Raw genomic sequence first — 21,253 nt, forward strand, 5'->3', positions numbered from 1 at the left:
AAATTTTTGTGGGTAATTCTACGCTTATTTACATCTGAGAGGTATCTTTTATGTAGCAACCAGTTTTTGAGTAAATAAAAAGACCGAAAAGTCATTAAAACTTGCGGTCTTTTCAACTCTTTGGATAATATATAGTTATAGATATCAACTCTCTAACCCTTTCCTAAAAAATGAAAGATAAATCAATTATCAAATAATTATTTTCTCGTCAGAAATTTTTTCTTTCATGGGAAGTGACAATGTTTTTAAAATCGTTGGAAATTGTTCTGTTAAAATGTCTACAGCTTGACTAATGTCTCCAAAATCCAAAGCTCCATCATAATTTTTAGCAGACAAATACTCTGCCACACGCAATATATAAAATTCTCCTTTTTCTCTACTATTTATATAATCTGCAATATCCTTTAAAAATCGTTTATCTGAAATATCTGTAATAACAATTGGTTTCTCTAATTCCTTAAGATAGAGATTGGATTTTTCACGAAGTTCCAGTTCATCACTGGTTGATATAGGTAAGTCTTCTTTTATGAACATTCTCATTCTTTCTCGGTAAGGCTCACTTACTTGTAATATACACTGGTATTTCCGATAAAAATTCTTATACCATTGAGGAAATCTTTCTCCCTTGTCAAACTTCCGTAAAATACTGTCTAACACTTCATCAAGTTCTAATATTCCTTGCTCAATTTCCTTAGCGATATTTTTAGGAATCGAAGTGTGTTTTTCTAAATGATGTAAACTCAAATTTATCAATTCACCGCTTTTATTAGAACATAATACACACTGATATTTAATTTCTCTGCCACACTGACAAAACAACCGTTCTTTTTTAGATACGCCCTTATCCTGATAATGTAAACTTTCTTTATAATCGATAAATTCCCAATCGGTATCTTTCAAATATATTTGATTCAAAAAATAGTTTCTTCTATCTTTCAGTTTGTATTCAAATAAGACATTTCTTTGCGACGCCGTCATTTTCCCTAAAATTCTATCTCGTTGTATTTGATTAAGCACAAGCACTTTCTCCTTTCTTTATATAGCGTTTAATGGTACTTTCTGATAGATGTAACTGTTGAGCAATCGCTGAAATAGTAAGTCCTTTTTTTCGAAGTTCTATTGCTCTATTAATTAACTTTTGCTTTTTCTCTTGATTCATGGCTTTTGTAGATAAATATGCTTCTTTTTTTCGCATATTCTCTTTTTGCCGTTTTTCTTCTATTTTTTTCTTCTGAACATATCGTTCTCGTTCTTTTTGATTTTTCCTTTTCTTTTTTATTTGAGGATTTATCATGGTTTTAAAGCTATTTTGTTCTTTTTCTGAAATATTTAATTTTTGAATCAGATAGGTATTTGTAAATTTATATGCTTCATTTTTAGAAAATGAACTTTTTACAATTCGTTTTATCTCGCTATCAGATAACGGATTCACTAGCGTGGCATTCCAGCTTTCAACTGTATCCATAATTGATTTTTCTGAATACTGAAGTTCCATTAAAAGATTGGCATAGATAAAGAAAAAATCATTTCTGTGACCTGTCAATTGATAATTTCTTTGTTTTATTAACTGATTCAAATCATGGATTCTTGCGGTATATAAGCTCCGTTTACTAAATTTTTTTCTTACTCCAGAAAATGTATCGCTATCTTTTTTCTGAGATTTTCTTTTACTTCGATAGCTACTTTTTATCGGATAATCAATTAGAATCATATTATTTTTCTTCTTTTGCTTTTCTATATCAGCATTAAATTGAAGTTGAAAATAGTCTCTAAAGACGCTTAGTTCATAGTCTTTCTCATCGTCTACATAAATGATTGATACGTGTTGATTTTCTTTTCCTTCTTTTTTATTTATTGTGCCTGCAATTCGTAAGTGGCGGCTACAATCAATCAAATAATCAGCTTTCAACTCTTTAAATAAACGGCTTAATTTTGTTTGAATCGATTTATATAAAAATGTCACACTAGGATGATTCACTTCAACAGGAGTGATTATCCAATATAAATGTAACCCACGACCGCTATTGACAACTAGACTGGGAAAAGGAAATTGTTTTTCTTCTAAAAAAGGTATTACTTTTTGTTGCCAAAAGTCTTCGCTTTTCATACACCATTTCTTTTCCGTATCAATATCGCAATAAAAGGCATTGACCGCTCGTAAATTTTCTTCTCTTCTGGAACAATATCTAAAGCTATTAATGCTTAAAAAGACATTTTCATACACATTTTTATAGTCGAGATTTATCAGAGCTTCTTCTGTATTGAGAAAATCAATACTTTCATAATGAACATTTCCTTCACTATCTCTTATCTCATAACTAATGATTCGATGAAATATCATGTTATAGGTTAATCTTCTAACATAGTATTCTAAATCTGATTCTCCTAATTTCCTAGTAGGTATTCTTTCCCCCATTCTCATTTCATATTCTTCTGCAAAATTTTTTATGATTACTCCCTCCATATTAGTTATTATTAAGTATTTAATTTATTTCTTTAGAGAATACATATATGTATAAGTGCAGGATGAGAAAAGATGCACAGTATCAATAGTTATTTACATTATTTTTTCTTAACCTTTACTTTTTTCAATAATATGCACTCTATTAGCGATGGAAAATTTTTGACCCTATTAAAATCTATCCCCCTTTTTCTTTATGTTTAAAAAATCCCATCGACATCCATATAATAACACTATTATCTATTATGTAAATAGTTAATCTTAAATTCTATACAAGAATTTTTTTATGGTGTATTTCTTGTATAATCGATTTATACCAAAAAAAATATATTGTCAATATTTGAAAAAATGCCTAACAAACCCTTTTATTACAACGATTTTGTTTATAAAATAAAAGTGTTGTGAGATATACAATAGTTTTGTTCACAGCTAAATAAAACAAATTAACAAAAGTCAAAAACACCATCTTCAGTTGGCTAACTCCAGAAATAAAATAACAATAAAAAAATTATATTTACACTTTTCAAATTGTTTTTGTAAAACCATGCTTTTTTATCGACTTTAAACATTCTTAATAATTTCTTAAAACATTCGAAATTAACTGTTTAAGCGGTGCATCACCCATAAATATTTCTTCGTATTGTCTGAGAGGGATTTTTCCAAAAATAAATCGTTAAAATGTTGATGTTTCAACATCCTAATGTTTTTGTCAATAAAGAGAAACGAGTTGATTTTATTGGTTTTTTTCAATGCCGATTTTTAAGTGGTTTCTATCATAAATGTTTAGATAAATTTTTGAGTGAAAAAGAGGCACGATTTTACTCACACCTCTTCCAGCAATTCCCTATTCACTCTTTCCATATATTTATTCCATAATGCCATGACTAATTTTCCAGACAAAAGTAATTTTTCTTGTTCAATTCCTGCTAATCCTTCAAATTCTTTATATAGCACATTTGCCAACTGATTCACTACAATTTTAGGAATTGTTGCATTTGATTGATAATACGTTTTTCTAATCTTGTGTTGAACAAATTTCTTTTTGGCTAATTCATCCACTAATTTTCAATACTCCTAGGCTACCATTTACTTCTTCTCGGTAGCTGGCTAGATTGTCATTGGTTAGCGGGGATATATAAATATATTCTGTTTCTTCCAACACATTCCCTTGTTCATCAATTATGCTGCAATTCCCACCTTCAGATTCTTTCATTGCTGATAATCCATTATCATTAAATCGTTGAATGTTATAAGCAAATGGTTCTTTGACTATTTCTGCAGTGTTTACGTTAATCAAACCATATTTTCCATCTTTTTCTAACTTATATGGAGCAATTCCGTTGGCATTTGGTTTCTTAATTTCAAAAGCGAACGGTTCTTTGATAACTGTTCCATCAGATGATATAATCCCTTTTTTGCGTGGAGTAAAATCTATACTTGATGGAGTAGAATCATCGGGTATTACTTTTTCGTTTAAGTCTTCGTAGATATAATTTTCTGCTCCACCAATATCTCCCATAAATTCACCATCACCAATATTTTCTTCAATTCCATAGTCAGTAAATTTAAGAATATTAATATTTGATGGATAATTGTAGCTCACATCAGAATCCAAATCATAAAATGTCCAAATCGCAGGATCATCTACTAATCCAGTAGTGTATTGTCTGATAAATAGACGGTTTTTATCGTTTATATTTGTTGCTGTATCTAGTTTCACTGTATTGATTGTTTTAGCAGCAATGTTTTTTTCACCGCTACTGTTATCACCACTATCTTTTAATTTAGCATCATAAATCTGAACAGAAGTATCATTAACTATTTTTTTATCATTCATTTGGTCAAGAAGTGTGAAATAGCCATTTTTATTTATATCTCCCGACATACTTCCATGTGCTGTTGAAAACCTCTTTTCTCTGTATCCGTTAGCTAAATAATTAATTGTAACTCCTGACCCATCACGATAAGGAATAATTTCATATTTACCAGAAGTTAATGTATTTATTGACACGTCATTATCAGTTGTTCGCTCCCCTAGACTAATCTTTGCTAATTCAGCATTTTCATCTAAATAAGTGGAATATACTTCATCTTCATGAACATCCTGTTCTATTACTGCTGTTCCATTTACCTTTTTTGAATAACCTGTTTCTAACGAATGAGCCAGTTCATCTCTTTTCATATCAGCATTTAAAATAGAATTTTTTTCATTTAATTCCGTATCATAAATCGTCCAATTATACGAACTATCGTCTCCAGTTTGAGCAATAACTAAACCATTTTGAACATAAATAGCATCATAATCTGTAGCTGTTTTTTCTATAATAATTGATTCTTTTTCCTTAATTTGTTCTGTCGATTCAAGCGTTGACGATTGAGAACTTCCTTCACTTTCTTGAGTGTCTTGTTTTTTATCGCAAGCACTTAACACAACAAGTATTAATAAGCTCATACTTGTTAGTTTTATCCATTTATTCATTTTAATCACCACACCTATCTTATTATTTACTTACTTTCACACCAATAAATAGAGCTACTGCGATAAAACCAAATAAAAAAATTGGATGGCTCATCAAAAAATTGAAACCTAATACCAAAATCCCAATGATAATAGCAAATCCAATAAGCCAACTTATACTGGCTGTTAAACAACCACCTTCCTGTTTGTCAGGAACCTCTATCATTTCTTGAAAGATTTTTCCACCCTTTAATGCCACATAATCAACCCTTTCTTTATTTTAGCTGCATGAATGAAACGTTCGTTTAAGACCAACAAAAAAAGCTGATACTTCTGAAAAGAAAACATCAGAGTTATCAACTGTTCTATGTATTTATATTTTTTTAGGCTCTATCGGTAACAAACGAACGTCTCTTACCGGCAATTATTATACCAAATTAAGTAGAATAATGAAAAGCGTTATCTGGTCAATTGATACCGTTTTTTTACATTATACACGGTTTTAATACATACATGACATTTTTCGGCAATTTCTTTCTGGGTTAAATCAGTTTCTGTATATAACTTTTTAATTTTATTGACAGTTCTTCGGTCTAATCCCTGATTACCTAATCTCACGCCATTTTCTTTGAGAATTGCCAGTGCTTCTTTCGTCCGTTCCGATATATAATCGGCTTCAAGCTCGGCAATCGCCGATAATATAGTAAAAATAACCTTCCCCATCGGTGTCGATGTATCAATATTTTCTTTGATACTAATCAAATTGATTCCTCTTTCTTGTAGCTCGCTCATGATATTGACCAATTGCTTGGTGGAACGTCCTAATCTGTCTATCTTATAAATAATCAGCGTATCTCCTTTTTCTAATTCCCTCAGAGCTTTATCTAATTCTTTTCGATTCTCTTTCCTTCCTGACACTTGTTCGATAAAAAAAACATCAATTTTATAACGAATAAGTGCTTCTTTTTGAACTTCTACACCTAAATTTTGTGAATTTTTACTAGTTCTAATATAACCGATTGTTTTTGTCATAATGATTCTCCTCCTTTCGTCTATAAATTTTAGTGTGCTACGCTATTCAAATTCAAAAATTACCTGACTATCACAGTCAGGGTTTAAAAATAATAGTACAGGTGATAGTATTCTGGATTGTCTTCTATATCAAGGTTATCTTTAATTATTGCATCATCCCCCACCGTTGTCGAGAAAATCACTTATGTCTTTACTTTTATATGGAAACGTTCTATTTAAAGTTGTTTTATACCGCTTTCAGGAATTGTTAGCAGAAAAACTCTTATTTTGTCAACAACTCGAAACACAACATTCAAATTTTCATCTTTATTCTTATGATGCTATACTGGAGCGGGAATGAAGGGGTAGATACTTTTAAATTTGGGATACTTTCGAGGGATAGTTGCGAGAACCAATTCCTTTATTCTATCATTCATGCCCTACATTGCCCTTTCTTTTTAGGCTCCGTAACCCCTACATCATCCTTAATAAAAGGCTGTTTTCCAAAAATCAAATGATAACAAAAAGATAACTTTTGGCATAACTTTTTTAAAACTCTATCATTTTTGATGCTGTTTTTTAAAAAATCGAATGGAAACCTCCATAATTTTTTTAAATGCTTGCCAAATGGAAAATCTTTAAATTCCAATAGCCTATTGCTCTACTGTTCTGATGGATAAAAATAAAGGATTCTTTCGAGAATCACTATTTTCGTTTTTGAAATAGCAAAGCTAAATAATCACTATATAAAAAATAATGGAGGGAGTGAACATGAACACACCAATTGTAAACAAAAGAGCTATTGATTCAGAAGAATTATTTCAAATAATAAATAATGCTGAAGGGATTTATCAATCAACTTTAGAAAAAATGCTTTTATGCAATCGAATCAGTTTAGCATCACGACTAGACACATTGAAAAGACAAAAATGGATTCAACAAGAGAGATTTCACAAACAATTTGTTTATACCAATAACTTTGACTTAAAGAACTTAAAAACATTAGATGCTCAAGCAAACATCATTCAAAAATTACACACATTTAATATCTATGTAGACAAGATAACCGTCTTTACTAATTCAAAAAAACAAAAAGAATTGTTTCTATCAACACATTCGTCAGGAAGAACATGTTTTAAAACAATAACAAGGTTAAAACAACAAGCTAATCAACTCATTAATCAATTACCATATGAGTCTGCTGAATCTGATTTTTTCGTCGAATGTGTAAAAAATGAACTAACAAAATTTCCTATCCTCGCTTCAAGTATGACGGAGGAATCGAAAAACAGCTACTATACAGCTTCTTTAGATACCATAGAAATTTTGACAGTTCCTACTATTGAATTCCTTCCGTTTCTCAAATCTAAATTAGATGATTTTTCTTACAGAAATATTGAGAGAAATACCCATTATATCCGAGAAGATATCCTTGTTTACATTGAGCAAATAGATAAGCTTATTTATTTTAAAAAGAATGAACACAGAGAATATGAGTTTAATCAAATAATTTCCATTATGGATTTTTACTACTTTTTAGCAAAATATTCTCACTCGAAAGATTCTGTCTATTTTTCTTTATCTAAAGATGAATTTGACAATGCTCACACTTTGTATCGTAAAAGCGAGGAAAACAAACAAAAATTTAATACTGTCCAAATAAAAAAGGACAAACAAAAAGCACAATCTTAATCGACTGTGCCTTTTTATTTAAACGGGTCAAAATCTTCTAATTTCGCTTTGATATCGTCTTCTTCAATACCAGCATATCTTAAAGTTACTGCTTGGCTACTGTGGTTTAAAATTTTCATTAATGTTACAATATCTCCTCGATTATGCTTTAGAAAGAAATAAGAAAAAGTCTTTCTTAGTGTATGTGTGCCAATATAATCTAACCCCATACTATCAGCTACTTTTTGCATGATTTTGTAATATTGATGACTAGCCAAGGGTTTACTTCTATCTGAAGGACTTGGAAATAACCATTCTGATTGAGAATCATGTTCTTCATTTAAATATTCAATAATAGATACGGTCAATCTGTTTAAATGCAACGTTCTTCTTTTTCCTGTTTTTTGTTCAATAATTTCTGTTTGTGTTTTATTTTTCACGTCAGAAACCTTTAAATTAAGTATATCTGAAATCCGTAACCCTGTTTTAATTCCGATTGCCATGATTAGATAGTCTCGTTTTCCATGCTTCCCTTTTTTTAACTCTTTTCCAAATTGGTTCAGGACCTCTTTATTTTTTATTGGTTTTACATTTATCATTTTTTGTCCCATAATTTGCCTCCCTTATTTCTATTTTGGTGGATACTTTTATTAATTTCTGATACAAAAGTATCCATCACCCTATAAATCAAAAATGAAACATTAATATAATAGGATTCGTGATGGATACTAATTGAAGAAGTATCCCTTTCATGGTCCGTTATAGCATCACAATTTGATGGTTGCAAATTTGTAGAACATCCTCGATATCCACTCTGAAGTGAGGTATAATCGCTGCACACTTCTTCAGAATGGAGCGATTGGTTTGGCTAAAATAGAAAAATACATAAAGAAAAATGGAGCAACTGCCTATAAATTTAGGCTTTTCCTTGGGTTAGACTACCTTGGTAGACAAAAATATATTAAAAAATCTGGATTCCCGACAAAAAAACAAGCACTTGAAAAACTAGCTGAAATAGAAGGGAAAATTGAATCTGAGCAAAAATATATTCAATTATCATTTCAGGATATGTATAAAGAATGGTTGATTACCTATAAAGATTCTGTCAGATTGGTTACATACAATAGAACAATTGATTTGTTTAGATTAAAAATATTACCCATTTTTGGTAAAAAATATGTTGATGAAATAACTACAGAATTTTGTCAGCAAATACTAAATAAGTGGGCAAAAGAATATCATAAATACAAAGCTTTAAAAGGTTACACACAACAAATTCTTGATTTAGCAGTAAAAAAAGATTTAATTCAAAAAAATCCTATGCGACTATGCACAATGCCAAAGATAAATAAATCTCGAATGAATATTGCTAATACTGTCGAATTATCAAGTGATAATACCGAAAATTACTATGATAAGAATGAATTGAATAATTTTTTGGATGTGTTGGAGCAGAACTATGATTATATGTGGTTTACAGCTTTTCGATTATTGGCTTTTACGGGGATGAGGAAAGGCGAACTGATGGCTTTAAGATGGTCTGATATACGTGCTGACAGTATTATCGTAAATAAATCAATGACGATGATTAAACGCATTGCTTACGTATCAGACACTAAAAATGAACAAAGCAATAGAGTAATTAGCATCGACCCTACGACTTCTAATATTTTAAAAACTTGGAAAGAGAAACAACAGGCACGCTATATTAATGTTAAGGATAATCATTTAGTATTTACAAGAGATATTCCATTAAAGAATGAAAAAGACCAACCATTCGACCCAGATTATCTTAATAGATGTATGAAAACAATAACCAAAGAAAATAAAGAAATAAGAGAAATTACAATTCACGGATTTAGACATACTCATTGTTCTCTATTATTTGAAGCAGGAGCAACACTCAAAGAAGTTCAAGACCGATTAGGACACGCTAATAGTGATATAACTTTAAAGATTTATACTCATGTCACAACTGAAACTAAAAGAGAAACAGCAAATAAACTTGCTTTATACTTAGATAGCTAAGAAGCTAGTTCATACGAATTAGCTTCTTTTTTAGTTCAACAAAAATAAATTTTCTATTCACCTATTAAAGACTTTCTATACATTCTAAACCAACAAAAGATACATAAAACACAATGTTTTACGTCCCAAAGGTAAAAATCATAATTCGATAACAATTTTATACTTTCGCATTACCTAACACTGCTAAAAACATAGTAAACATTAGAATTAAATAAAATTTAAAAATAACAGATTTTTCCAAGTCTCGAAAACAGTTTATATAGAAAAGGGTCTGTAAAATAGACCCATTTTTTAAGAAATTTAGCTAAAAAAAGACACCATCCAAATAGATGATGTCTTGAAATCCTTGATGTAATAAGGATTAACGTTTTGAAAATTGACTTGCTTTTCTTGCCTTTTTTAACCCTGGTTTTTTACGTTCAACCATACGTGAATCACGTGTAAGTAATCCAGCGCGTTTTAATGGTGCGCGGAAATCAGGATCTACTTCTAATAAAGCGCGTGAGATACCGTGACGGATAGCGCCGGCTTGACCTGCGTAGCCCCCACCGTTTACGTTTACGAATACATCGTATGAACCTGCTGTTTCAGTAACGCCAAATGGTTGGTTGATTACTAAACGTAGGTCAGCATGTGGGATATATTCTTCAACGTCTTTTTTATTTACAGTAATTTTACCAGTTCCTGGTACTAAACGTACGCGAGCAACTGCATTTTTACGACGGCCTGTGCCGCTATATTGAACTTGTGCCAATGAATTTCCCTCCTATTAAATTAAGTTTGTGATGTCTAAGACTTCTGGTTGTTGTGCTGCATGTGGATGTTCTGCTCCACCGTATACGTGAAGTTTCATGCCTTGAGCGCGACCTAAAGTGTTCTTAGGAAGCATACCTTTAACAGAAGTTTCGACCAAACGGCGAGAATTTTTAGCACGCAATTCGCCTGCTGAGACTGATTTCAATCCACCAGGGAAGTTTGAGTGACGGTAGTAAATCTTGTCAGTTGCCTTTTTACCTGTTAATTTAACTTGATCTGCATTGATTACAATTACAAAATCACCAGTATCTACATGTGGTGTGAATGTTGGTTTATTTTTGCCGCGTAGTACAGATGCAACAACTGTTGAAAGACGTCCTAAAGGAACATCAGTTGCGTCTACTACGTACCATTTACGTTCTACTTCGCCTGGCTTAGCCATATATGTTGTACGCACGTTTTTTTCCTCCAATTTCGATTTCGAATGTTTGACAAACACTTGAGTTTCCGGGGCTCTCGTGGGGCAAACAATACCATTTACCATAATACTTGCTAAGCCTTGGCATGTCAATGTTTTTCTCTTTGAAAACGCAAATTCTTTTCATTTACGCTGCGTGTTTCTACTATACAAAATGAATGCTAATATACACACCAAACTGAATAAAGAAACGTATTTTTAAAAATATTTTGCATAAATATTTAAAAAGTGCTTGCTTTTTGTATTTTACGATGCTAATATTGCTTCAACACATTAATTAGATTTTAATGAAAAAGCGATAAGGGAGCAATCAGGATGAAAGAAAAAGTGATTTTAGCATACTCAGGTGGTCTAGATACTTCAGTCTCAATCAAATGGCTCGTCGATGAAGGATACGACGTGATTGCCTGCTGTTTGGATATTGGAGAAGGCCGCGACACTGAATTTATTAAGAAAAAAGCACTGCAAGTCGGTGCGATTGAATCTTACGCCATTGACGCGCGTGAAGAGTTTTCGCAGGACTTCGTATTAATTGCGCTGCAAGGCAATACCTACTATGAAAATTCTTACCCATTAGTTTCAGCATTGTCTCGTCCATTGATTTCGAAAAAATTAGTGGAGTTAGCACATCAGACAGGAGCAACGACCATCGCTCATGGCTGTACGGGAAAAGGAAATGACCAAGTTCGTTTTGAAGTTTCCATCGCTGCCCTTGATCCAAACTTGAAGATCATCGCCCCAGTTCGTGAATGGAAATGGTCTCGTGAAGAAGAAATCAATTACGCGGCTGAAAAAGGCGTGCCGATCCCAGCGGATCTAGACAATCCTTACTCCATCGACCAAAACTTATGGGGACGTGCCTGCGAATGCGGCATCTTAGAAGATCCTTGGGCTACTCCACCAGCTGGAGCTTATGCCATCACTGCTGAATTAGAAGATACACCAGACAAACCAACGATCGTTGAGATCACCTTTGAAAAAGGGGTGCCGACAGCGTTGGATGGGGAAGAATTATCTTTAGCGACATTAATCATGAAACTGAACACGATTGCCGGCGTACATGGTATCGGCAGAATCGATCATATTGAAAATCGTCTAGTGGGCATCAAATCGCGTGAAGTTTACGAATGTCCCGGTGCAGAAGTGTTGATGAAGGCACATAAGGAATTGGAAGATCTGACCTTTGTTCGTGAGATGGCGCATTTCAAACCAGTTATTGAGCAACAGCTTTGCCAAATGATCTATGACGGATTGTGGTTCAACCCGACGATGGACGCGTTAATCGCCTTCTTGAAACAATCCCAAGAAGTCGTGAACGGCGTATTGCGTGTAAAACTCTTCAAAGGCAATGTCATCGTTGAAGGACGTAAATCTGACAACAGCTTATACAACGAAAACTTGGCGACGTATACGTCTGCTGATACCTTCGATCAAGATGCAGCGATCGGCTTCATTAAATTATGGGGCTTGCCAACAAAGGTACACGCTGAAATCCAGGCGGAGAATAAACAACCGAGTATTTAATGAAATTGCAAGTGGAACCAGATGTGAGGCGGCTTTTACTTGCCGGTAAATAAGGCCGTCCGGTTTCACATCTTGCCATTGCTCTTAGGAGAGTTTCTTTTCCGGTCAGGAAATAAGGAAACCAGCAATGTTTTCATCCTGAGGTATCTGAGAAGATGCCTCCTCCCTAGACTAAAAGCTACGCAGGCTCGTTCAGCTCTTGAGCAATAAGACAAAAATTTTGATAAGTCGCTCTTCAGACTTCTCAAAATTTTCGCTTATTGTCGAAGAGAGCTAGCCTGCATGCTAGAAAAAGAAAAGTGTGATACTTCGCTGAAAAAGACCGACTAGTCGGTCTTTTTTTAGCAATACACTTCTTATATACTGATTATAAAAGAAAAGCGAGGACAACTATTATGGCAAAACTTTGGGGCGGGCGTTTTGATGGCAAAAATGAGGCTTGGATCGACGCATTTGGGGCTTCCATCCCCTTTGACCAGCAATTAGCGACACAAGACATTACCGGCAGTTTGGCTCATGTTAAAATGCTTGGGGAAACAGGTATCATCACTAAAGAAGAGGCGCAGCAAATCACCGCAGGATTAACTATATTAGCAGAAAAAGCGGCAAAGAATGAATTAACCTTTACGATTGAAAATGAAGACATTCATTTGAACTTGGAGAAAATGCTTCATGACGAGATCGGACCTGTCGCCGGCAAGCTTCACACCGCTCGCAGCAGAAACGACCAAGTCGCTACCGACATGCATTTATACTTGAAGGAGCATTTGGCTGAGATTATCGAGAAGGTTCATCATTTTCGTGCGGTCCTAGTCAATAAAGCCGAAGAACATGTTGAAACGATCATGCCAGGCTATACCCATCTGCAGCATGCACAGCCGATTTCCTTTGGGCATCATTTAATGGCCTATTACGGGATGCTGACGCGGGATCAGGCACGGCTTGAGGAAAGTCTTAAGCGGGTGGATATCTCTCCGTTAGGCTGCGCGGCGCTTGCGGGCACGACTTTTCCGATTGATCGTCATATGACCGCGGATGAACTGGGCTTTGCGGATATTTACATGAACAGTCTTGATGGGGTCAGCGATCGTGACTTTATTCTTGAATTTTTAAGCAACAGCTCGATCTTAATGATGCATCTCTCTCGTTTCTGTGAAGAGATCATTCTATGGTGCAGCCATGAGTTTAAATTTATTGAATTAACCGATACGTTTTCGACGGGCAGCTCCATTATGCCCCAAAAGAAAAACCCCGACATGGCGGAACTAATCCGTGGAAAATCTGGGCGTGTCTTCGGTGATTTGATTGGTTTATTAACCGTCATAAAAGGGCTACCGTTGGCTTATAACAAGGACCTGCAAGAAGACAAAGAAGGTATGTTCGATACAGTCCATACGGTAGCGACTAGCTTAGACATCATGGCCGGGATGATTGATACCATGAAGGTCCATACCCAGACTATGCACGATGCGACAGAAAAAGATTTTTCTAATGCGACGGAGCTGGCGGATTATTTAGCGGCGAAGGGCATCCCTTTCCGTCAAGCTCATGAGATCGTTGGGAAATTGGTCTTGGCCTGCACCCAAAAAGGGATTTTCCTGCAGGATGTGCCGTTAGAAGAATATCAAGCCATCCATTCTGTGATCGAAGAGGACATCTACGACACCTTGTCTTCTAAAACGGCTGTCACACGTCGTCATTCTTTAGGCGGTACTGGCTTCGACCAAGTCAAAAAACAAATTGAATTGGCGAAAGAAGCCTTATAAGACATTAAAAACGACTGCCCGCTACAGGCAGTCGTTTTTCTTATGCATTCGTATAAACAGAAGTGGCCGTTTCCTTTAATACCGCATTTAATTCTTCAATGTTTCGTCTGCCTTCTTCGGATAACCAGGCAACTGCTTGTCCTTCGCCTTCTTTTACAAAGGGCTCTACTCCGTTCGCCCAAGTTGCTCGTCCACAAAGTACCCCATTAAAGGTTGACCCCGCTTGTTTCGCGAAGCGTAAAGTTTCTTGGAACAGCGCTGCACTGACACCGGCGCTTAAGAAAATAAACGGCAGATCTGTGGCCTCTGATTGCTCTTTGAAGTAAGCCGCAGCCTCTGATTGGCTGTAGCAGACTTCTTGACCATAGCCTTCAACAAAGTTCATGTTTACCGGGACCTCTACCTTTAAAACATCCACTTGATAACGTTCCTTAGAAAATTCCCGCATCGCTTCAATCACTTTGCGGGGCTTCACCTTCGCGTAGTCCAAGGATGAGGTATCTGTGATCTTAGCATCATAGGACACAATTTCTAAAAAGAAAGGAATATCTTCTGCGGTACATTCAGAACCGATCCGTTCCATATAAGCCCGCTTTTGCTCATTGATTGCTTCTGGCTCATCCACATCGTAATAGAGCAGGAATTTGCAGGCATCGGCACCGGCTTCTTTCAGGCGCTTGACTGACCAAACGTTTAATACATCGGGCAAACGTCCAGGGGTTGTCGCGTCGTAGCCCGTTTTTTCATAGGCTAACAGCAGTCCGCAATGGTCGTCCCGCACGTCCGCGGCAGGCAGACCATATTCTGGATCTAACAAAATAGCCGACGCATAGGGCGTTAACTCCTGAGAAACCAGCTCCTTGAATTTGATGATATCATCTGTCGTTGCTTCCTTGTATTTGCCGATCATTTTCTTCAAGGCGCCCCGTTGATCGATCGCTAGCGCACCAATGATTCCCGCTTCATTTGTCAGTTGATCTAAATACTTCTTCTTTCCTGCACTGATTGTCTTCATTCATTCTCACCTATTTTTTCATTTAGTAATGTTGCGATTTCCGTTTTTGTTTGCGCCACTTTCAGCTGTTCCGTCACTTCGTTTCGCATCAACAGCCGAGCGACCGCGGATAATAATTTCAAATGAGTCGTTCCCGCCTCTGAATCAGGAATAAACAACACAATGACAAAGTTGATCCGCTGACCATCCATGCTGTTCCACTCGATTCCCTGATCCAGCGTAACGATGAGGATGCTGGGTTCTTTGATCGACTGATCCTTCGCATGTGGAATCGCGAAGCCGTCCATCATGCCGGTCGTTCCTTCATTTTCACGTGCGACTAATTTCTGATACACCTGCTGCTCATCGGCTGAAATACCTAAAGCCACAGCTTGTCTCGCTAAAAATTCAAAGGCTTCTTTTTGAGTAGACAGTGTTTGATGTAAAAAGATGTTTTCTTCTTGAATGATCCCCATACTCGTTCTCTCCTTACTCTGCGATGGCTGATTTATCTGCTTGTTCCGCATTGGCTTTTTTCTCTTTCGCAGCGACACTGCTCTTTTGGATCAATCCCAAAATGACTCCACCGATAATAGAACCGATGAGAATCGAGAACACCCATTGGAATTTCCCTGTCACAACTGGCAATACTAAGAAACCGCCATGAGGTGCTGGTACTTGCACACCGAACATATACGTTAGGACTGCCGCAATTGATGACCCCAGCATCATCGTTGGCAATACGCGAATCGGGTCCTTTGCCGCAAATGGGATCGCACCTTCTGTAATATGGGTAGAGCCTAAAATGAAGTTGACTAGACCCGCATTGCGATCATTCGTATCGAAATATTTTCCAAAGAATAAGGTCGCGAATCCTGTGATCAACGGCGGTGCGATACAAGCTGCTGAAACGCCTGCCATAAAGGTCGTATTTCCTTGCGCTAATAATGCCGTTCCTGTTACATAGGCTGCCTTATTGATCGGACCACCCATATCAAAGGCACACATACAGCCAACGATCACCCCAAGGACTAAAGGATTCGAATGTTCAAAGCCAGCTAAAAAGCTCATCATTCCTTCGTTCACGGCTTTCATCGGCCCTGCGAGTAAAGACATCACGATCCCGATCACCGCTACACCAATAACTGGATATAAGAAGATGGCTTTCAAACCGTCTAGCTGTTTTGGCAGCACCTCTAAAACTTTTTGCAGGAATAAAATGAAGTATCCCGCTAGGAACCCGGCTAAAATCCCGCCTAAGAATCCAGTACCGCCATTCATTGCGACGATCCCGCCGACAAAACCTACAACTAGCCCTGGTCGTTTCGCGATTCCCTCTGCGATATACGCGGCTAATACGGGAACCATCATCCCCATCGCCGCATCACCGACAGCTTTTAGCATAGCGGCTGTCGCGTTATACTGGGCATTCTCTGGATCAAAGGAATAGATTCCCCAGACAGCAAAGGAGATGGCGATCAAAACCCCTCCGGCAACAACAAACGGCAGCATATGGGAAACACCGTTCATCAGGTTTTTATAAATGCTGCGACCAAAACTCGTACCGCTTCCTGTTTCCTGCTCTAACGCATCCACTGAATGATTCTCTGTGGCGATCGATCCTTTTCCGGCCAGCGCGTCGTCAATCAAGCGCTCGGCATCCTTAATCCCCGTACTCACAGAAACATCAATGATTCGTTTGCCTGCAAATCGTTCTGGATGGACATCCTTATCTGCCGCGATAATCACGGCCTCCGCATTCTTGATTTCTTCTGCGGTTAATTCATTTTCGACTCCGATCTGTCCGTGTGTTTCAACTTTGATCGTTACGCCCTTTTTCTTCGCCGCCTGCTCCAATGCTTCCTGTGCCATATAAGTATGAGCAATGCCTGTCGGACACCCTGTTGCTGCGATTAATTGATAATTTCCCATGATTTTACCCTCTCTTCTTTGATTTCAATTTGTTTACTTAAGGCTTCTACATCTAAAAAATCTGTCAGACCTTTACGAAAAGCTGTCGAGCTGCCAGCCGCTAAGCTTTTACGCAATGTTTCCTCCAGCGGCTGATGGTTGAAATGGCCAGCTAAAAAGGTTCCCAATAAGGTATCCCCTGCACAGGCCGTGTTGACTACTTTTCCCTTTGGCGAATTTCCTCGAATAATTTTATCTTGTGTGAAAAAAATGGCTCCTTCTCCGCCAAGTGACAGCAGTACATTTTGCGCGCCGGCCGCTAATAATTGCTGCCCATAAAATAAATAAGCCTCCTCTGTATCAATGACTTGTCCAAACCAGGACGCCAGCTCTTCTTCATTTGGCTTCAGTAAAAACGGGTGGTAAGGCAAACAGTCCATGACTTCTTGATAGCTGCTGTCAATGATCAAATGAATGCCGCGTTCTTCGCAGATTCGACTGATCTCGACCAAAATCGTAGGCGCTACACCTCGTGGCAAACTTCCTGAGATACATAGATAATCCTGCGCCTGTAAATTCCTGATCTGATCCAAAAAGGCCTGCACCTTTTCAGGTGGGATCTCCGGCCCTTGATTGACTAATTTGTATTCCTCCCCTGTTTGATTGACTTGTGTGAAGACATTGATGCGAGTCATCCCTGGAACTTCAATAAAATCTGTTTGAATCGCTTTTTCCTGTAAATAATCTTCTATATAGTTTCCAGTGAACCCTGCGCGAAAACCCAATGCCGTCGTTGGAATTCCCAGCATTTTTAAGACGAGGGAAACATTCACGCCTTTTCCGTTTGCTTGGATATCATCATCCTTCGTTCGATTCACGACAAAAGGATCCATGGTGTCTGTTTCAATAAATAGATCAATGGCTAAATTCATAGTGCATGTATAGATAGACATGAGTGACGACCTCCTTGAGCCTATTATGCAACGTTCCACACCGAAAAGGTTTTCATATTTTCGCTAATTCATTGAAAAGCTTTACATCTTTTTATGAAACGTGATACTTTTTATATAACGTGATGCTGAAAGAGGGTTAGTAAAACAATGGATCACAAATTAAGCGAAACGGAACAATACCTCTGGGACTATATTGAAAGCCATATTCTTGAAGTCCCTAATTATTCCATCGTCAAGCTGAGCGAGCAGGCCAATGTTTCTACGGCTACGATTGTGCGAACGATGAAAAAGAAAGGCTATGAAGGCTTCACTGCGTTCAAACACCATTTAAAAGAGCAGGAAAACAAAAACATCAACTTCTCTTCCTTAGATAAAGTCGATGAAGGCATTCGGCGAGCGATTTTAAAAAATGAGCAAGAGGTTGTTCGAACGATTAATATGATGAAAATCGGCAATATCGAGGATGCGATCCAAAAAATAAAATTCGCGGATCGGGTATTTATCTTTGCGCGAGGCTTTTCGGAGATGATCGGTCAGGAAATGATGGTGAAATTCCAATTGATCGGAAAAAATTGTCAAATGCATACCGATCCGGAAATTATTAAAAATATCAGTCGAAAACTGACCAAACAGGACATCGTCATTTTTATCTCTCTAAACGGTGAGACAAAGGAGCTGGTCGTCGCCGCTAAAAACTGCTACGACGCGGAGATCGGCTCTATCCTGCTAACAGCGAACAACACCTCTAGCCTGATGAATTATTGCGAGATCGCCTTGGTCGGCTTCAAGTCTGAAGGCTCCTATTTTCCAGATTACGAAGTACGCTCACGCCTGCCGCTGCAGATTATTGCACGGATTCTGCTGGATTCCTATGCGCTGCGTGTGACGGATAATTAAAAATTGCTGTAGTCAACAAAGAGGACCTACAGTTTTTGGATGCAAACCAACATTCCTCTGTCCAAAACAGAAAAAGGAGTGAAACGATGAATCAAAAATTAAAAGAAAATATTTCTGAATCGTTATCCGCAGTCTTGCCGATTACGATCACGGTGCTGCTGGTAAGTGTTTTTCTTGTTCCAATGGAGATTGGGACCTTTGCCATGTTTCTCATGGGGGCAGTGATGCTTATTATTGGGATGGGATTTTTCCAGCTGGGGGCGGAAATGTCCATGACCCCTCTCGGTGAAGGGATGGGGATCCAGCTCTCAAAAAGTAAAAAAATCGGACTACTAGCTTTCAGTGTTTTTATTATCGGCGCGGTTATTACGATCGCAGAGCCTGATTTACAAGTATTGGCTGATCAAATGCCGGCGATCCCCAGTAATTTACTGGTTTGGACGGTGGCGATCGGCGTGGGGATTTGTTTGACCATCGCTGTCTTGCGAATTTTATTCAAAATCAATTTATCCCTCTTACTGATGGTGCTATACTTGTTGGTAATCTTACTTTCTTTTCTTACACCAAACGATTTTGTCCCTGTCGCCTTCGATTCAGGCGGGGCTACTACAGGTCCGATCACCGTTCCCTTCATCTTAGCTTTAGGGGTCGGGTTGGCATCGGTGCGAAGCGATAAAAATGCTTCTGACGACAGCTTTGGTTTAGTTGCGATTTCAAGCATCGGGCCCATTCTAGCCGTCTTATTACTAGGCATCTTCTTTCAACCGACGGATGCTTCCTATACGCCTACAGAGTTTCTTGATGTCAGTACGACACAAGATGTCATGCGGGAGTTTATGCTTGAGCTGCCGCATTTTGCAAAAGAAGTCCTTATTTCGATGCTGCCGATCGCTCTGCTCTTTTTTATCTTTCAGCTTATCAGTCGTCGGTACCATCACAGACAGTACATACGTATGATCGTGGGGCTCATCTACACATATATTGGGCTGGTCCTTTTTCTAACCGGTGTGAGCATCGGTTTTGCTCCAGTCGGCAGTTTATTGGGGGGCGAATTAGCGGCTAGCCAATACAAATGTCTGCTCATTCCTATCGGGATGCTGATCGGTTACTTTATTGTAAAGGCCGAACCAGCCATTCAGGTATTGAATCACCAAGTTGAAAATGTTACTGGCGGATCGATCTCCGCTTCTTCCATGAATATCTGTCTCTCCATCGGGGTGGCAGTCAGTGTGGGCTTGGCGATGACACGTTCCATCACAGGCGTCAGCATTTATTGGATTATTATCCCAGGCTATCTGATTGCCCTGCTTCTGTCCCGCTTTGTTCCAAAAATCTTCATCGGTATCGCCTTTGACTCCGGCGGGGTTGCGAGCGGACCAATGACCAGTACCTTCCTGCTCCCTCTTTGTATTGGCGTCAGCGAATCTTTGGACGGCAATATTATGGCGGATGCTTTCGGTGTTGTGGCGCTTGTCGCATTGACACCATTAATCGCTATTCAGATTATGGGGCTTGTTTTTAAATGGCGCGAAGGCAAGGCTGCACAAAATTCGGCGTTAACAATAGATGAATTGAATGAAATCGAAGAATGGGAGGACACTGAAGAGGATGCATAATAAACCGGCTGTTCAAATGTTGACATTGATTATAGATTTAAAAGATAAGAAAAAAGCCCATGCTATTTTTGAAGCGGAAAAAACACCCGTCCACTATTTATGTATCGGAGAAGGAACGGCGACAAACGAGGTCATGGACTACCTCGGATTAGGCACCTCCGAAAAAGCGATTTTCATGTGTCCCGTTTTAAAAAAATGTGTCCCAGGTCTATTATCCGCTCTTGGAAAAGGCTTATGTCTTCATAAACCTAACAGAGGCTGCGCGTTTACTTTCCCTATTTCTGGAGCAAGCAGCTATATCACGAAAATCTTAGACTCAGAAATGCAGGACAAGATTCAACATCACATGGAAAGAGAGGAAAAACAGATGATCCAGGAGGCAAAACACAGCTTACTCATGGTCACCATCAATCAAGGGTACAGCGAGGAGGTCATGGTGGCCGCTACTGCAGCTGGCGCGGCTGGCGGAACGGTCGTCCACGCTCGACGGCTTGATTCTCAAGAAACTCTGAAAAAATGGGGGATCAGTATCCAGCCTGAAAAAGAGATGGTCTACATCTTAGTCGAGCACGACAAAAAAATGGCGATCATGAAAGCTATCAGCAAGCAATGCGGTCTCCAAAGTGACGCGCAGGGCATCTTGATCTCGATTCCCGTGGATAGTGTGATTGGCTTAAATTCTGATCCATCGCTATAAAAAAGAGGTTCTCATCTTATTGATGAGAACCT

At 37.8% G+C, this 21,253-nt stretch carries 21 protein-coding genes; 7 read left to right on the forward strand and 14 right to left on the reverse strand.

The genetic code is table 11. The features are described 5' to 3' along the window. Positions 1-189: 189 nt before the first annotated feature. The 7 genes from IGI50_RS15225 to IGI50_RS15255 form a co-directional block, all read right to left on the reverse strand. Positions 190-1,017, reverse strand: a complete 828-nt coding sequence (locus tag IGI50_RS15225) for a hypothetical protein (protein WP_061053474.1) — start codon at positions 1,015-1,017, stop codon at positions 190-192. Continuing rightward, the gene (locus IGI50_RS15230; RefSeq protein WP_061053475.1) at positions 1,010-2,422 is read right to left on the reverse strand and encodes a primase C-terminal domain-containing protein; all 1,413 of its coding nucleotides are present in this window, start codon (positions 2,420-2,422) and stop codon (positions 1,010-1,012) included. Before IGI50_RS15230 ends, IGI50_RS15225 begins: the two co-directional genes overlap by 8 nt. 861 nt (positions 2,423-3,283) lie before the next feature. After that, complete coding sequence (locus IGI50_RS15235) at positions 3,284-3,520, reverse strand: hypothetical protein (RefSeq protein WP_061053476.1); 237 nt, start codon at positions 3,518-3,520, stop codon at positions 3,284-3,286. After that, positions 3,513-4,940, reverse strand: coding sequence for a hypothetical protein (locus IGI50_RS15240; protein WP_061053477.1), 1,428 nt, complete (start codon positions 4,938-4,940; stop codon positions 3,513-3,515). The genes IGI50_RS15235 and IGI50_RS15240 overlap by 8 nt, the downstream gene beginning before the upstream one ends. A gap of 22 nt (positions 4,941-4,962) precedes the next feature. Next, positions 4,963-5,178, reverse strand: coding sequence for a hypothetical protein (locus tag IGI50_RS15245; protein WP_061053478.1), 216 nt, complete (start codon positions 5,176-5,178; stop codon positions 4,963-4,965). 200 nt (positions 5,179-5,378) lie between these two features. Beyond that, entirely contained in the window at positions 5,379-5,951 is a 573-nt protein-coding gene (locus IGI50_RS15250; protein WP_061053479.1) for a recombinase family protein, read from the reverse strand. A gap of 412 nt (positions 5,952-6,363) precedes the next feature. Further along, entirely contained in the window at positions 6,364-6,579 is a 216-nt protein-coding gene (locus IGI50_RS15255; RefSeq protein ID WP_061053480.1) for a hypothetical protein, read from the reverse strand. Between the two features lie 122 nt (positions 6,580-6,701). On the opposite strand from IGI50_RS15255, the gene IGI50_RS15260 reads away from it, so the two are divergent. After that, positions 6,702-7,622, forward strand: a complete 921-nt coding sequence (locus tag IGI50_RS15260; protein ID WP_225869332.1) for a hypothetical protein — start codon at positions 6,702-6,704, stop codon at positions 7,620-7,622. Positions 7,623-7,636: 14 nt separating this feature from the next. Here the strand turns inward: IGI50_RS15260 and IGI50_RS15265 are convergent, their stop codons facing one another. After that, positions 7,637-8,212, reverse strand: coding sequence for a tyrosine-type recombinase/integrase (locus tag IGI50_RS15265; RefSeq protein ID WP_061053482.1), 576 nt, complete (start codon positions 8,210-8,212; stop codon positions 7,637-7,639). A 253-nt stretch (positions 8,213-8,465) separates the two neighbouring features. Between IGI50_RS15265 and IGI50_RS15270 the strand changes: the two genes are divergently transcribed. Beyond that, positions 8,466-9,629 carry a site-specific integrase gene (locus IGI50_RS15270; RefSeq protein WP_104858522.1) on the forward strand — a complete coding sequence of 388 codons (1,164 nt, stop codon included), beginning with the start codon at positions 8,466-8,468 and terminating at the stop codon, positions 9,627-9,629. Between the two features lie 361 nt (positions 9,630-9,990). Here the strand turns inward: IGI50_RS15270 and rpsI are convergent, their stop codons facing one another. After that, complete coding sequence (rpsI, locus tag IGI50_RS15275; protein ID WP_010744355.1) at positions 9,991-10,383, reverse strand: 30S ribosomal protein S9; 393 nt, start codon at positions 10,381-10,383, stop codon at positions 9,991-9,993. Between the two features lie 15 nt (positions 10,384-10,398). Next, the gene (gene rplM / locus IGI50_RS15280) at positions 10,399-10,827 is read right to left on the reverse strand and encodes a 50S ribosomal protein L13 (RefSeq protein WP_192926194.1); all 429 of its coding nucleotides are present in this window, start codon (positions 10,825-10,827) and stop codon (positions 10,399-10,401) included. A gap of 351 nt (positions 10,828-11,178) precedes the next feature. On the opposite strand from rplM, the gene IGI50_RS15285 reads away from it, so the two are divergent. Next, the gene (locus tag IGI50_RS15285; RefSeq protein ID WP_010744353.1) at positions 11,179-12,387 is read left to right on the forward strand and encodes an argininosuccinate synthase; all 1,209 of its coding nucleotides are present in this window, start codon (positions 11,179-11,181) and stop codon (positions 12,385-12,387) included. 395 nt (positions 12,388-12,782) lie between these two features. Next, positions 12,783-14,153, forward strand: a complete 1,371-nt coding sequence (gene argH, locus IGI50_RS15290) for an argininosuccinate lyase (protein ID WP_438777532.1) — start codon at positions 12,783-12,785, stop codon at positions 14,151-14,153. A 40-nt stretch (positions 14,154-14,193) separates the two neighbouring features. Here argH and lacD read toward each other — a convergent pair whose 3' ends face one another. Genes lacD through pfkB form a run of 4 tightly spaced genes read right to left on the reverse strand, consistent with a single transcriptional unit; the run spans position 14,194 to position 18,011 of the window. Further along, positions 14,194-15,168 (reverse strand): tagatose-bisphosphate aldolase, encoded by a 975-nt coding sequence (gene lacD / locus IGI50_RS15295; protein ID WP_438777533.1) that lies wholly within the window; start codon positions 15,166-15,168, stop codon positions 14,194-14,196. Next, positions 15,165-15,623, reverse strand: coding sequence for a PTS sugar transporter subunit IIA (locus IGI50_RS15300; protein ID WP_438777534.1), 459 nt, complete (start codon positions 15,621-15,623; stop codon positions 15,165-15,167). Before IGI50_RS15300 ends, lacD begins: the two co-directional genes overlap by 4 nt. 13 nt (positions 15,624-15,636) lie before the next feature. Then, positions 15,637-17,079: a PTS fructose transporter subunit IIC gene (locus tag IGI50_RS15305; RefSeq protein ID WP_438777535.1), complete on the reverse strand. Its 1,443-nt coding sequence runs from the start codon at positions 17,077-17,079 to the stop codon at positions 15,637-15,639. Continuing rightward, positions 17,061-18,011 carry a 1-phosphofructokinase gene (pfkB, locus tag IGI50_RS15310; RefSeq protein WP_438777536.1) on the reverse strand — a complete coding sequence of 317 codons (951 nt, stop codon included), beginning with the start codon at positions 18,009-18,011 and terminating at the stop codon, positions 17,061-17,063. The genes IGI50_RS15305 and pfkB overlap by 19 nt, the downstream gene beginning before the upstream one ends. A 147-nt stretch (positions 18,012-18,158) precedes the next feature. Between pfkB and IGI50_RS15315 the strand changes: the two genes are divergently transcribed. From IGI50_RS15315 to IGI50_RS15325, 3 genes are all read left to right on the forward strand, one after another. Continuing rightward, on the forward strand, positions 18,159-18,908 hold the full coding sequence (locus IGI50_RS15315; RefSeq protein WP_218256233.1) for a MurR/RpiR family transcriptional regulator: 750 nt from the start codon (positions 18,159-18,161) through the stop codon (positions 18,906-18,908). Between the two features lie 86 nt (positions 18,909-18,994). Next, positions 18,995-20,524: a DUF1538 domain-containing protein gene (locus IGI50_RS15320; RefSeq protein ID WP_438777537.1), complete on the forward strand. Its 1,530-nt coding sequence runs from the start codon at positions 18,995-18,997 to the stop codon at positions 20,522-20,524. Next, on the forward strand, positions 20,517-21,221 hold the full coding sequence (locus tag IGI50_RS15325) for a transposase (RefSeq protein WP_438777538.1): 705 nt from the start codon (positions 20,517-20,519) through the stop codon (positions 21,219-21,221). Before IGI50_RS15320 ends, IGI50_RS15325 begins: the two co-directional genes overlap by 8 nt. Positions 21,222-21,253 lie beyond the last annotated feature (32 nt).

It is taken from the genome of Enterococcus sp. DIV0170 (genome assembly GCF_051710765.1).
Classification (GTDB): Bacteria; Bacillota; Bacilli; order Lactobacillales; family Enterococcaceae; genus Enterococcus_A; species Enterococcus_A raffinosus.